The organism is Kitasatospora nipponensis, assembly GCF_039528135.1.
GTDB lineage: Bacteria > Actinomycetota > Actinomycetes > Streptomycetales > Streptomycetaceae > Kitasatospora > Kitasatospora nipponensis.
In genome coordinates this window covers 1-12,539 of the sequence record NZ_BAAALF010000219.1, presented here as the reverse complement: position 1 = coordinate 12,539, position 12,539 = coordinate 1, and the positions used below count along the sequence as shown (strand labels likewise).

Annotated in this window: 12 protein-coding genes; 7 read left to right on the top strand and 5 right to left on the bottom strand. The window is 74.3% G+C overall.

Annotated features, from left to right (window positions below):
* Window positions 1–111: 111 nt before the first annotated feature.
* The 4 genes from ABD323_RS35430 to ABD323_RS35415 all read left to right on the top strand — a co-directional run bounded on the left by ABD323_RS35430 (window position 112) and on the right by ABD323_RS35415 (window position 1,745).
* On the top strand, window positions 112–264 hold the full coding sequence (locus ABD323_RS35430) for a hypothetical protein (protein WP_344446199.1): 153 nt from the start codon (window positions 112–114) through the stop codon (window positions 262–264).
* A gap of 6 nt (window positions 265–270) precedes the next feature.
* On the top strand, window positions 271–588 hold the full coding sequence (locus ABD323_RS35425; protein WP_344446198.1) for a hypothetical protein: 318 nt from the start codon (window positions 271–273) through the stop codon (window positions 586–588).
* Window positions 589–626: 38 nt separating this feature from the next.
* Complete coding sequence (locus ABD323_RS35420) at window positions 627–851, top strand: hypothetical protein (RefSeq protein ID WP_344446197.1); 225 nt, start codon at window positions 627–629, stop codon at window positions 849–851.
* Window positions 852–1,166: 315 nt separating this feature from the next.
* Window positions 1,167–1,745: a hypothetical protein gene (locus ABD323_RS35415; RefSeq protein WP_344446196.1), complete on the top strand. Its 579-nt coding sequence runs from the start codon at window positions 1,167–1,169 to the stop codon at window positions 1,743–1,745.
* Window positions 1,746–1,810: 65 nt separating this feature from the next.
* On the opposite strand, the gene ABD323_RS35410 is transcribed toward ABD323_RS35415, so the two are convergent.
* The 4 genes from ABD323_RS35410 to ABD323_RS35395 form a co-directional block, all read right to left on the bottom strand.
* Window positions 1,811–2,218, bottom strand: coding sequence for a hypothetical protein (locus ABD323_RS35410; RefSeq protein WP_344446195.1), 408 nt, complete (start codon window positions 2,216–2,218; stop codon window positions 1,811–1,813).
* 108 nt (window positions 2,219–2,326) lie between these two features.
* Complete coding sequence (locus ABD323_RS35405; protein WP_344446194.1) at window positions 2,327–4,675, bottom strand: protein kinase domain-containing protein; 2,349 nt, start codon at window positions 4,673–4,675, stop codon at window positions 2,327–2,329.
* 1 nt (window position 4,676) lies between these two features.
* Window positions 4,677–7,007 carry a protein kinase domain-containing protein gene (locus ABD323_RS35400; RefSeq protein WP_344446193.1) on the bottom strand — a complete coding sequence of 777 codons (2,331 nt, stop codon included), beginning with the start codon at window positions 7,005–7,007 and terminating at the stop codon, window positions 4,677–4,679.
* A 181-nt stretch (window positions 7,008–7,188) separates the two neighbouring features.
* On the bottom strand, window positions 7,189–8,490 hold the full coding sequence (locus tag ABD323_RS35395) for an outer membrane protein assembly factor BamB family protein (protein ID WP_344446192.1): 1,302 nt from the start codon (window positions 8,488–8,490) through the stop codon (window positions 7,189–7,191).
* Between the two features lie 254 nt (window positions 8,491–8,744).
* Between ABD323_RS35395 and ABD323_RS35390 the strand changes: the two genes are divergently transcribed.
* Window positions 8,745–9,254 (top strand): hypothetical protein, encoded by a 510-nt coding sequence (locus ABD323_RS35390; protein WP_344446191.1) that lies wholly within the window; start codon window positions 8,745–8,747, stop codon window positions 9,252–9,254.
* A 23-nt stretch (window positions 9,255–9,277) separates the two neighbouring features.
* On the opposite strand, the gene ABD323_RS35385 is transcribed toward ABD323_RS35390, so the two are convergent.
* Window positions 9,278–9,994 carry a hypothetical protein gene (locus ABD323_RS35385; RefSeq protein WP_344446190.1) on the bottom strand — a complete coding sequence of 239 codons (717 nt, stop codon included), beginning with the start codon at window positions 9,992–9,994 and terminating at the stop codon, window positions 9,278–9,280.
* Between the two features lie 218 nt (window positions 9,995–10,212).
* Here ABD323_RS35385 and ABD323_RS35380 point away from each other — a divergent pair, with 218 nt between their 5' ends.
* Together ABD323_RS35380 and glnII are read left to right on the top strand one after the other, a co-directional pair.
* The gene (locus ABD323_RS35380) at window positions 10,213–11,259 is read left to right on the top strand and encodes a hypothetical protein (RefSeq protein ID WP_344446189.1); all 1,047 of its coding nucleotides are present in this window, start codon (window positions 10,213–10,215) and stop codon (window positions 11,257–11,259) included.
* 178 nt (window positions 11,260–11,437) lie between these two features.
* Window positions 11,438–12,460, top strand: coding sequence for a glutamine synthetase (gene glnII, locus ABD323_RS35375; protein ID WP_344446188.1), 1,023 nt, complete (start codon window positions 11,438–11,440; stop codon window positions 12,458–12,460).
* The last annotated feature ends 79 nt before the right edge of the window (window positions 12,461–12,539 follow it).

The following is a 12,539-nucleotide window of genomic DNA, read 5'->3' as shown; positions in this document are numbered from 1 at the left end:
ACTGGTGATCGCCGGCAGGGAAGAAGCCCGGACGGCAACCGGACAGAGCGTCAACCGCGGGACGCGAAACCGGCCAACACCCCCGTTCCATCCGAGAAGGAGATCACCACCATGATCCGCACCCGAATCTCCCAGGCCGCCGCGGTCGCGGTCCTCTTCTGTGCCGCTCTCGCACTGACCTCCGGCGTGGCCGAGGCCGCGCCGGCTCCCACGCAGCCCGTCGCCCCGGCCGTCGCCGCCCCCGCCGATCTGCAGTGGGGCTGATGGTGAGTGGACATCGTCTACACCGTCCTGGAGCGACGCCCCGGCCACCCCTCGCGGAGCCGGGGGGAATCCGCCGAGATCACGGCCGCGCTCTGGGCGCACGCCGCCGAGCATGACCGCCTCGAACACGTCGCCGCCCGCTGCGAGTCCAACCGGGTCGACCTGCTGTTCTACCTCGCGACCGTCGACATCGCCGCGAGAGCCGCGACCGGGCCCGAGGACCGGGCCTTCGCCCTCCTGCGGCGCTGCTACGAAGCCTCCCCCCTGCTGACGCGGCGCTACCTGCCGCCCGTGCCCGCAGGCGGTGCCGACATCGCTGGCTGATCCGCCCGCTCCCCGCCTTCCCGGGGGCCGGATCCGCGGTGCGCCCGATCCGCAGTGCCCGGCGCGAGGAGCGCCGCCCCAACGCCGGCCCACCGCCGGCCGCACCGCCCCGCCGCCGGCTGCACCGCCGTGGTGCCGAGCGTCCCGACCGCCGTTCCTGCAGGACGGCCGTCCGCCCGCACCCCGCGTCGGCCACCCGCAAGATCTACGGCATCAACGCCAACTGGGACACGCACAGCTGGTCCGCCTGGTACGCCGTCTGACACGGGCCCCATCAGCCCGACTCCTCGTCCTGTCCCGGCCCGGGTGCCGGTGCCCGCGTCCCGCATCGGACGTCGGCGCCGCCCCCAGGCCGGGACAGGACGTTCTGGGTGGACGGGTCAACCGTGGGTGCCGGATGGGCGGGTCCCGGGGGAGGGGTGCCCGGGGGAGGGGTGCCCGGGACAACGACCCGGAGCGGTCCGGCCTTCGTCACAGGAGCGCAACGGGGGGATCCACGGCGGTAGTTGGCGCGTGGAGACGAGTGACCGGCCGCTGACGGCCGGTCGGTATCGCTCACCGCTCCCGGGGGTATCGCCATGAAGGTCAACCGTCTCGCCGCAGCCGCTGCGGTCACCGCGTTCGTCGCCCTCGCCCTGACCGCCTGCGGCCCGGACGAGACCAACGGCACCGCGGCCCCCACCGGGAGCGCCACACCGCGCCCGCTGCCGACGCCCACCGCCACGGCCACCGCCACCACCCGCCCCACCGCCACCACCCGCCCCACGGCCACCGCCACCGCCACGCCCACCGCCTCCCGGCCGGCCCAGGTGCCCGTGCTCGGTACGTCGTGGGCGTCGGGGCAGAAGGGCTACGGTCAGCCGCGGCCCGCCACCGTGTTCAACGGTGGCGACCCGACCGGCCTGGTGGAGCACCTGGCCTGGTCGTCCTGGGGCGGTGCGTCGGCCACCGGCACCGGCACGGCCGAGTACGTCGGCCCCGGGCAGAGCGTGGCCGCCGGGACCCCGGCGCCGGCCGACGTCGTCGTCTTCGACCTCGGCACCTGCAACGGCCACCCGGCGTACCGGGCGATCGCGTGGTACTTCCCCACGCACGGCCAGCACTTCGACGCCACCCGCTACCTCGACGCCTGCACCGGCGAGGACCACGGCATGTAGCCGGCACCCCCGGGCTCCGGGCGCACGCGGTGGGCCCGTCGGGCCCGGCGCTCAGCCGTCAGAGGTCAGCGTCCCCAGATCCAGGCGACCGCCCTCGTCGAGCCGAAGCCCCCGATGACCGTCGCCGAGACCACCATGGCGAGCAGGCCCGGCACCACCCCGCCGAGCAGCACCACGACCACGCCGCCCAGGATGTTCAGCGCCTCCAGCGTGATCACGGTGCGCCGCGCCCAGTTGTGGCGGGCCGCCGTACCCAGGGCGCCGGCCGCCAGGAGTGCCGCGATCCCCAGCGTCCCCCAGGCGGACGTGAGGAGGAAGCCGCTGTCGTCGGTGCGGCCGTTGTCGAGGTCGGTGCGGTGCTCGTGGAACAGGTTCATCGCGAAGACGACGTTGACGACCGCCTGGAACCAGACCACCACCAGCGCGCCCTTGAGACCACCCGGCATCCGGTCATTCGTGTACGTCTGAACCATCTCTCCACCTCCTGTGTCACGGCAGCGGGCAGCGCGTTAGCTCAGATTAATGCAGAGACTCCCCTTGTTAACAGTGATTTTGACGGATCGTCGGGAACGGGAGCAGCCTCAGTCCGCCTTTCCCGTCGCGTTCAGGGCCACCAGCCCGTTCTCGCCCGTCGCGTAGACCCGGCCGCCACCGCAGCCGAGCGGGATGGCGGCGGCGTACTGGTCGGCCCCGCCGAACTCGTAGGTCCAGCGGGCGTTTCCGGTCGCGGGGTCGAGTGCCCAGAGCTTGCCGCCCACCCACAGGTAGAGGGTGCCGTCGGCGTACTGCAGGGCGGCGATCGGCGCGAGCGCCGACACGGGGACCGAACCGGCCCAGCGCAGCTCCCCGTTGCCGGTGTCGACGGCGTGGACCTGGGTGTTGCCCTTGCCGTCCGTGCCCGCCGCGTAGGCGGTCGTGCCGTCGGGGGACGCGACCACGGAGGTGAACATGCTCTGCTGACGGGTGTGCCAGACCAGGTTCCCGCTGGCCGGATCGACCGCGTAGAGGTGGTCCGAGGCGTACAGGAAGAGGCCGTTGGCCGAGCAGTGCGGTCCGTCGTTGAAGGGGACGAGGAAGGAGGACATGTCGGTGAGGGTGCCGGCGCCCGGGGCGTTCTGCGTCCAGTTGCTCCGACCGCCCCCGGTGGTGTCCACGTCGGAGAGCTTGGGGGCGGTCCGGTCGGTGTTGGAGCTGGTCAGCACCAGACGGGTGCCGGAGGACGGCACCAGGATCCGCCGGGTGAGCCAGGACTGGGAAGGGAGCGGGACCTCCCAGAGGATCTGACGCGTCGAGGGGTCCACCGCCCACAGGAAGTCGGACGGCGGGCTGTACGTCGCCGTGCCGGTGGTGGGGATCGCGGCCGCGATACTGCCGGTGACGTAGACGATGCCGTTGAGGGCTCCCGGGAGCCAGGCCACCATGACGGTCCGGCCGGGCCTGCCGACGGTCCAGGCGGTCTTGCCGGTGTCCAGGGCGATGGCGCTGAGCGCGTGGTCGGTCAGGTGGCTCGCCGCGAAGAGCAGGTCACCGGTCACCAGCGCCGGCAGGCCGCCGATGCCCATGTTCGCCTCGGAGAAGGTGTTGGCGATCGGGCCCCAGACCCGTGCCCCCGAGCGGTCGTACGCCCAGATCTGCTTCTGACCGACCGCGATGACCTTGTCCTTCGTGGTCAGGACCTGGGCCAGCGGCTCGCTGGGGACCGTCCACACCGGGGTGGCGGTCACCTTGGTGTCCAGTGACCGGCTCGGGTCGGTGGTGGCGGCGGCGGGCGAGGGCGCGGGCGCGGCGGACGGGGTGGTCGCCTTCGAGGGCGTGTGGCGCAGCAGCAGCGCGGCCGCCGATCCCGCGGCCCCGCCCAGCACCAGCCCGCCGCCGATGCCCAGCAGCGGCCGGCGCCGGCCGAGCGGCCCCGTGCGGTCCGCCGCCGGGCTCAGATCGACGGTGGGGCCGAACGCGGCCGCGGGACCGGCCGGCTGGGGCCCCGCGGCCGCGGCGAGCGGCTCGGTGAGACCGGTGGGGGAGACGAAGAGCTGCGGGGCGGGCAGCGGCACCGGGCCGATCACCGCGGCGGCCTCCTCGACGGCGGCGATCAGGACCGGCGGCAGCCAGTTGCCGTGGGCGGTGGAGCCGCCCGACCGCTCGACGGCCGCGACGATCTCGGCCGGCGTCGGCCGCTCCTGCGGCCGTTTCGCCAGGCAGGCCGCCACCAGCGGCCGCAGAGCGGGCGGCACGGCGCCCAGGTCGGGTTCCGCGTCCACCACGCGCATCATGATCTCCAGCGCCGTGCCGCCGCCGAACGGGCTCGCACCGCTCGCGGCGCAGGCGACGGTGGCGCCCAGCGCGAACACGTCGGCGGGCGGCCGGACCTCCTCGTCCAGGGCCTGTTCGGGCGCCATGAACGCGGGCGTGCCGAGGATCACCCCGGCGGTGGTGAGCGCGGTCCCGTCGGCGGCCCGGGCGATCCCGAAGTCGATGACGTGCGGGCCGTCCAGCGCGAGCAGCACGTTGCCGGGCTTCAGGTCACGGTGCGTCAGCCGGGCCGCGTGGATGTTCCGCAACTCCTCTGCGACCCCCGCGGTCAGCGCCCGCAGGGTCGTCTCCGGCAGCGGTCCCGACCGGTCCAGGGCCTGCTGGAGCGAGATGCCCGGGACGAAGGCGGTCGCCATCCACGGCATCGGCCCGTCCGGGTCGGCGTCCACCACCGGTGCGGTGAACGCCGAGGACGCCGCGCGCGCCGCCGAGACCTCGGCCCGGAACCGGGCCCGGAACCCGGCGTCACCGGCCAGGTCGGCCCGGACCAGCTTCACCGCGACGGTGCGCCCGCCGGGCGACCGGCCGAGGTACACCGCCCCCATGCCGCCCGTGCCCAGCCGGCCCTGCAGTGTGTAGGGGCCCAGCCGCAGCGGGTCCCCGGGTTCCAGCGGTTTCACGTCACACTCCGTTCGAGGGCAGCACGGCGACCGCCATGCCGTTGGGGTCGACGACGCAGAGCCGGCTGTCACCGGCCGCCCATCCGAGGCCGGCCGGATCGGTGCCCTTGAAGCCGGAGAAGCGCCAGCGCGGCGTGCCGGCAGCGGGGTCCAGGGCCCAGACGACCGCGTCGTCGGCCATCCAGTAGAGGTTCCCGTCGGCTTGCAGGAGACGGGCACCGGCGGTGTTGCGGGTGTCCGGCGCGAGGGCGGGCAGCGGCGTGCGCCAGCGGTCGTGACCGGTCGTGCTGTCGAGGGCGGCGAGCGACTGCCCGCCGTCCTGGTCCTTCCAGAGTCCGTAGAAGGTGCCGCCGTCCGGGCTCACCGCGATCGCGTCGTTGTCGATCGACGGGCGCAACGGGCCGGGTGCCGACCAGACCTGGTCGCCGGTCGAGGGGTCGACCGCGACGGGCACGCCGTTCTGGTCGGCGAGCAGGAAGGACCCGCCGATGGCGGCGACCACGCTGGTGGCCCGGTTCTTCGTCCAGAGGACCCGGCCGTTCGCGTCCAGGGCCACGCAGTGGCCGCCGCTGGCGACCACCGAGTGGTCGCCGCCCTGCTGCAGCGCCTCGAAGACCAGCGTCTCGGAGTCGCCGTGGAACCAGGCGCCCCGCCGGGAGGAGAGGTCCACCGCCCAGACGTTGGTGCTGCTCCCGGCCGCGATCGGCCCGGGGTGCAGCTGGCCGTCACCGAGGCCGACCAGCTGGGCCCGGTTCCCGGCGACGCCGATCAGGCGGAAGGCGCCCAGCAGGTTCTGCTGGTCGCAGGCGGTGCTCCAGCGGACGGTGCCGCCGGCCAGGTCGATGGCGAGCAGGACGAGCCCGCCGTGCTGCATGCCGGGCGCCGGGGTCGGCACGGTGACGTCCGGCGGCCAGGCGGTGGCGCCCACGTACAGCACGCCGTTGTCCACCGCGGCCAGTTGCTGCGGCCGGTCGGTACTGGTGAACCCCACGCCGTGGTCGGCGGCCCGCACCGTCCACCTGGTGTTCCCCTGGGCGTCCAGCGCCCGGACGTGCTGGAACGAGACGACCAGCACCAGGCCGCCGGCCGCGAGCACCTGGCGCGGCCCGTCGCCCTGGGCCTGGCTCGGGCTCACCTTCCAGGACAGCACCCCCTCGCGGACGTCCGACCAGGTCGGGCGCGTGGTCGCCGTGGGACTCGGGACCGCCTGCGCCCCGCTCCGCGCCCCGCCCCGGGCCCCGGACCCGGCGCCACCCGTGCCCGCCGTGCCGTGACCGGCCGACAGGGTGACGGCGGTCGCGGCCCCGGCCGCGGCCAGCACCACGCCCCCCACGCCCAGCAGCACCGTCCGCCGACGCGGGCCGCGGGCGGGCACGGCGTCCGCGGGGGGCCGTCCGGAGTCCCCGGCGGGGTGCGGCAGGGTCAGTCCGTCGTTGGCCGGCGGTTCGGGCAGCGAGGTCAGGACCGAACGCAACGCCGCCACGTCGCCGGCCACCGCCGGGGGCAGCCAGTTCGCCGTCGGGCCGGTGCGGCCCTCGCGCGAGACGAACTCGATGACCTGACGCGGTGTCGGGCGGTGCGCCGGGTCCTTGGCCAGGCACGCGGCGACCAGTTCGCGCAGGGACGCCGGTATCGCGTTCAGGTCCGGAGCGGTGTTCACCACGCGGAACAGCACCGCGGCGGACGCGCCGTCGCCGAACAGGTTGCGGCCCGAGGTCGCGAACGCCAGGGTGGCGCCGAGCGAGAACACGTCGCTGGCCGCGGTGAGTTCGTGGCCGAGCGCCTGCTCGGGCGACATGTACGGCGCCGAACCGATCACCGCCCCGCCGGTGGTCAGCGCCGTGCCGTCGGCCGCCTGCGAGATCCCGAAGTCGATGACGTGCGGGCCGTCCAGCGCCAGCAGCACGTTGGCGGGCTTCAGGTCGCGGTGGATCAACTGGGCGTGGTGCACCTCGACCAGCGCCTCGGCCAGCCCGGCGGCCAGCGTCCGTGCCGTCCCCTCGGGTAACGGACCGTGCCGCGTCACCGCCTGGTGCAGCGACACGCCGACCACGAACGCCGTCGCCATCCACGGCGTCTCCGCCTGCGGATCGGCGTCCACCACGGGGGCGGTGAACGCCCCCGACACCCGCCGCGCGGCGTGCACCTCGCGGCGGAACCGGTCGCGGAACCCGGGGTCCTGCGACAGCCCGGGCCGCACCACCTTGACCGCGACGGTGCGTCCGCCGGCCGACCGGCCGAGGTACACCGCCCCCATGCCGCCGGCGCCCAGACGGCCCATCAGCACATACGGCCCGATCCGTCGCGGATCACCGGCCCCGAGCAGCTCCACCTCGGTCCCCCTCCAAAGCAGCGGCTCACAGAGTAGTTCCGATCGTCCGTCCGCAGGGGATGATCACGCGATCTCCACCGTGGCGCCATGAACTGCCCCACGAACGGTACGTGGCGAGGTCAGTGGCGATGAACTGGACCGGGGCCAGTGCGTGGGGCGTCAGTTGGCCGACGGACGGGCGTCAGCCGACCGCCGGGTAGGCGAACAGGCCGTCCTGCTTGTCGCTCAGGGCCAGCCCGCTGTAGCCGTTCACCAGGACCGGGGCGGCGGCGGGGGTGCCGGGGTGGTCCGCGCCGGAGCGGGCGTCGAGGATCACCGGGCCGTTCTCGGTGGTGCCGTAGACCAGGCCGTGCCAGACGGCGGAGACCTTCGGGGCGACCCGGTGCGCGGCGTCGTCGGGCAGCTTCCACAGCTGCTGGCCGGTGGTGGCGTCCACCGCGACCACCGTGCCGCCGGTGCTGCAGACGGTGACCGAGCGGTCGTCGTAGCGGCAGTCGGTGCCGGTGAGGTCGGTGCCGAGGTCCACCGTCGGGTGGCCGGTGGCGGCGTCCAGCAGGCGGGCCTCGGACTTGCCGCTGCCGTAGTCCCGGTCCCAGACGGCGACCGTGGTGGGGCCGGCCGGGGCGATCGCGGTCTGGTAGCTGTCCTTCGGCGAGTTCCAGAGCGGGTGGCCGTCGGCGAGGGCGAGCGCGGAGACGTTCTGCTGCACGCCGGCCGGGTCCTTGGGCACGATGCCGACGACCCCGGAGTCCGTCAGGGCCTTCGGCGTGAAGGAGGTCTGCTGCCACAGCAGCTTGCGTGCGGTGAGGTCGACGGCGAGTGCGGCGCCGTGCGAGCTGTCGGCGACCTGGAGCACGGCCGTGCTGCCGCGCACCCCCAGGAGCGTGCCGGTGGACCGGGTGTCGTACGGGTCCAGCACCCCGTCGGGCACGTCCAGCGAGAGGGTCCAGGCGCTCTGGTGGGTGCCGGCGTCCATCGCGGCCAGCTCGATGGCGTCGTGCCCGGCCGTGGTCCCCTGGCCCGGCACCTTCTCCAGGAACGCCACCAGCACCTCGCTCCGGCCGCCCACCGTGGCGATGACCGGGGCGGTGGCCGGGTTGTCGTTGGAGAGCGTGCTGCTCGGCCGCAGCGCGGGGTTGGCCGGGGCCAGGCCGCCCACCACCTTGCCGCTGGTCACGTCCACCGCCTGCAGACCGTCGGTGGCCGCGACGTAGGCGGTCAGGCCGTCCAGCGCCACGGGGAGCGGCTTGACGACGGAGCCGCCCAGGGTCACCCTGCCCAGGGACGCGGCCGGCGGCATCGGGACGCCCATGGCCTGGTCGAAGGCGGTCGGCGGGTCGTAGCTCTGCCGGGCCGGCGTCGCGGAACCGGCCGTCACCTGCGGGACGGACGGACCGGGCGGGCGGGCGTCACCGCCGGCCCCGGCCCCGCCCGAACTGCCGCAGGCGGTGAGCAGGGCCAGGGCCGCGGTGGTGGCGAGCATGGCTGGGATCGCGCGGTGCTGCATGTGCTGAGAACTCCCCCGGTCGCGGACTGATCGGGGATCAGGGTACTGATCGTCAGTTCGCCGCGCCTTCCTCGGGACCGGCCGGCTGTGGCCGGCGCCCGGGGTTCCTCCGCCTGTCGCGGTCGCAAGGAGCCGGGCCCGGGCTGTCCGGCCGGTGGACTCGCGGCGGCCGGAGCGCTTTGCTGGGGGAGAGCGCGCGCCGGGGTGGCGCGGTGTGGAGGGAGAGCGTCATGACCACGGTCCCGCAGCCGAGTTCACCGCCCGAGCCGCAGGCCGCCGCCGGGGCGCCGCCCTCGCCGCCCGAGCCGCAGGTGCCGGCCTCGCCGGTGGCCTCGTCGGTTGGGGCGGCGGCCGGCACGTCCGCCGTGGCTGCCGCGCCGGCGGTGGCCGGGCCGCCGGTAGGGCCGGCGGCCGGGCTGGCGGCGCTGGGTTTCGGGCTGCTGATGCTCTTCCTCGGCGTGCTGGCCTGGGACGGCGACACCGCGCTGCCCGATCTCACCCAGGTGGCCTCGGGGTTGGTCACCGCGTTGCTCGGCCTGGTGATCAACCCAGGGCGCACGGTGCGACGTCCGGTCTGGAACGGTCTGGCCGGCCTGGCGCTGCTCGCCGCCGTGTCGGCCGGCGCCGCGGTCCTGGTCTTCCCGCGGCACGTGGACGCCGTGCCGGCGCTCACCTCCGCCGTCGCCGCCTTCGCCGGGCTCTACGTGGACACCGCGGCGATCACCCACTCCGGGCGATAGGGCTGGGTCCCGCCCGGCCGGGGTCAGTCGACCTCGCGGACCTTGAGCCAGGGGTAGGCGCCGGTGGTGAACCCGGCCACCCGCTTCACCGCGGTGCCGCCGGCCGTCAGCAGGGCGAGGAAGGCGGCGTTGCCCGTGGGGCCGTTGAGGGCGAACGCCGGTGCGCAGCCGGCCTGCAGGCCGTACCACTGGTCGACGACCAGGCAGGTGTTGCCCCAACTGGTCGGGTCGGCGGGGTTGCTGGCCGCCGGCCGGTCCACCACCGCGAAGGCGTGCCCGCGGCCGCGGACGCCGCTCTGCACGAAGCCGAACCACTCCACCGAGGTCCCGGGTAGCAGCGGCGAGTTGGTGGCGACCAGGATGGCGATGGTGGCGCAGGCGAAGCCGTCGCAGACCGCGTGGAAGGGCACGATCTGCGCGCGGTCGCGCCCCCACTCGAGGAAGGTCCGGTCGGCCTCGGCGGGCGTCAGCGCGTTCCCGCCCAGGCCGAGCGCGAAGTTCTGCTTGGGCGAGATGACCCCGAAGATCGAGGCGTCGGGGGCCATCGGCGAGCGCATCTCGGAGGTGCCGGTGCCGGTCGGCTTGCCGATCTGGGTGACGTTGACCGGCCCCCAGGGGTTCTCGATGAAGACGCCCTGGGCCTTGAGGTTGCTGAACGGGTTGCCGAAGCCCGGTCGGGGGCCCAGGGAGGACCGGGCGATCCGGGCGTTGATCAACTGGTCCGGCGCGACGGGCAGCACGGGCGTCTCCTGGGTGGTGAGTGGGTCGGTGCGTGGCGTGGTGAGTAGGTCGGTGCGTGGCGTGGTGCGTGGTGCCGTGAGCCCGATGCTAGGGCCCCGATCCGTCCTTCTTCATCCCAACGAGTGAACTGGTGAGGGGAGTTGCCGCTGGGGCGGGCCGTCCGCACGAGGATGGCCGCTCGCCCTGCTCACCCGCTGTCCCGTTGGGGGTACCACCCGTGCTGTCCGCCGCTCGTCCCGTCCGCCGCACCACCACCGCCCTGGCCGGCGCCGCGCTGGCCACCGCGCTGGCCACCTGGCCGGTCGCGGCGTGGGCGAGCGGCCCCGGCGGCGCGAGCGGTCCCGGCGGCGCGGTCGGCCAGGCGCACGCGACGACGGCCGAACTGGACCTGCACGTCAGCCTGTTGAACAGCACGGTGGACGTCCCGGTGGACCTCGCGCTGAACCGGGTCCAGGCGCCCGCCGAGCAGAGCGGATCGCTGCTGACGGCCACGGTGGCCGGTCTGGCTCAGCCCGGGCCGGTCACCCTGCTGCACGCGGACCTCGGCCACGCGACCGCGCACGCGGACGCCCGGGGCGCCTCGGCCGCCGTTCGGCTGGTCGACGCCGACGTGCACGCGCCCGGCCTGCCGCTGACCACCCTGCTGGGCCTGGACGCGCTCAGTACCGAGGCCGACTGCCCGGTGGACGGTCCGCCGACCGCCACGGTCACCGCCCCCGCGAAGCTCACCGTGCTCGGGCACGCGGTCAAGCTGAGCCTGTACGGGCCCACCCACCTGGACGTCCCCGGGATCGGCAGCGTGGACGTGGAGTTCTCCCAGCGCACCACCACCTCCACCACGGCCGCCGCCTCCGCGCTCTCGGTGCGGGTCGCGCTCGATCCGCTCAACCTCAACATCGCCAAGGTGGAGGGCACCATCACGGTCGGCTCGGTGAGCTGCGAGAAGCCGGGTGGCGGCACCCCCGCCCCGGCCGCCGCGAGCCCGACCACCTCCGGCCCGCCGAGTGCGCCGGCGGTCCCGGTCGCCGCGACCTCGTCCGCCGCGTCGCCCGCCTCCCCTTCTTCCCCTTCCTCCGCCGCCACCTCCTCTTCCTCCCCGGCGGCGGCCGCGCCCCGCGGCTCCGCCTCGCCCTCCGGTGCGCTGGCGTTCACCGGCAGCAGCGGCACGGGCACGCTGGTCGGCGCCGGGGCGGCGCTGCTCGTCGGCGGTGGCGGGGTGCTGATCGCGGCCCGGCGGCGCCGTCCCACCGCCCGCCGGCACTGAGGAGCCGGGCGAATCCGGGCGACCTCGGCGACCTGTCATGTCCCGTGACACTGTCGGAGCGTGAGGGTGCCATTTCGGACAGTCGGTTCACATGCTGGTTACATGAGAGGAACAACGGGGAAACGGCGGCTTGCGACGCTACGCGGGCACCCACCACTCAAGTTGCGAGGTAACCGCCGTGGCAATCAAGGCCGAGTACATCTGGATCGATGGCACGCAGCCGACCGCCAAGCTCCGTTCCAAGACTCGGATCCTGGCCAACGCGGACAAGCTGCCGACCTGGGGCTTCGACGGTTCCTCCACCAACCAGGCCGAGGGCCACGCCTCGGACCGCGTTCTCGAGCCGGTCGCGTCCTTCCCGGACCCGATCCGCGGTGGCGACCACATCCTGGTGCTCTGCGAGGTCAACGAGACCAACGGCACCCCGCACGTCTCCAACACCCGCGCCCTGCTGCGCCCGATCGCCGAGCAGTTCGAGGCGCAGGAGGCGATCTTCGGCATCGAGCAGGAGTACACCTTCTTCAAGGGCTCGCGCCCGCTCGGCTTCCCCGAGGGCGGCTTCCCGGCCCCGCAGGGCGGCTACTACTGCGGCATCGGCGCGGAGGAGGTCTTCGGTCGCGAGATCGTCGAGCTGCACCTGGACCGCTGCCTGCAGGCCGGCCTGGCGATCTGCGGCATCAACGCCGAGGTCATGCCCGGCCAGTGGGAGTTCCAGATCGGCCCGGTCGACGCGCTGACCGTCTCCGACCACCTCTGGGTCGCCCGCTACCTGCTCTACCGCACCGCCGAGGAGTTCGGCATCGACGCCACCCTGGACGCCAAGCCGGTGCGCGGCGACTGGAACGGTGCGGGCGCGCACACCAACTTCTCCACCAAGGCCATGCGTGAGGGCTACGACGCGATCATCACCGCGTGCGAGTCGCTCGGCGCCAGCCAGGACATCGTGCTGGAGCACGTCAACCAGTACGGCGACGACATCCAGGCCCGCCTCACCGGCAAGCACGAGACGGCCCCGTGGAACGTCTACTCCTACGGCGTCTCCGACCGTGGCGCCTCGGTGCGCATCCCGTGGCAGGTCGAGGTGGAGCAGAAGGGCTACATCGAGGACCGCCGCCCCAACGCCAACGTCGACCCGTACGTGGTGACCCGCCTGCTGGTCAACACCTGCTGCGCCGCGCTGGAGAAGGCCGGCCAGGTCTGATCCGCCGCTGACACCACCGCGACGAACGCGCGACGTCCCCCCATCCGGTTTCGGGTGGGGGGACGTCGCGTTGTGCTGG

Bases quoted from the DNA above. Each gene is read 5' to 3' on its own strand.
- ABD323_RS35430 (WP_344446199.1), top strand. From the start codon at position 112: ATGATCCGCACCCGAATCTCCCAGGCCGCCGCGGTCGCGGTCCTCTTC.
- ABD323_RS35415 (WP_344446196.1), top strand. From the start codon at position 1,167: ATGAAGGTCAACCGTCTCGCCGCAGCCGCTGCGGTCACCGCGTTCGTC.
- ABD323_RS35410 (WP_344446195.1), bottom strand. From the start codon at position 2,218: ATGGTTCAGACGTACACGAATGACCGGATGCCGGGTGGTCTCAAGGGC.
- ABD323_RS35395 (WP_344446192.1), bottom strand. From the start codon at position 8,490: ATGCTCGCCACCACCGCGGCCCTGGCCCTGCTCACCGCCTGCGGCAGT.
- ABD323_RS35390 (WP_344446191.1), top strand. From the start codon at position 8,745: ATGACCACGGTCCCGCAGCCGAGTTCACCGCCCGAGCCGCAGGCCGCC.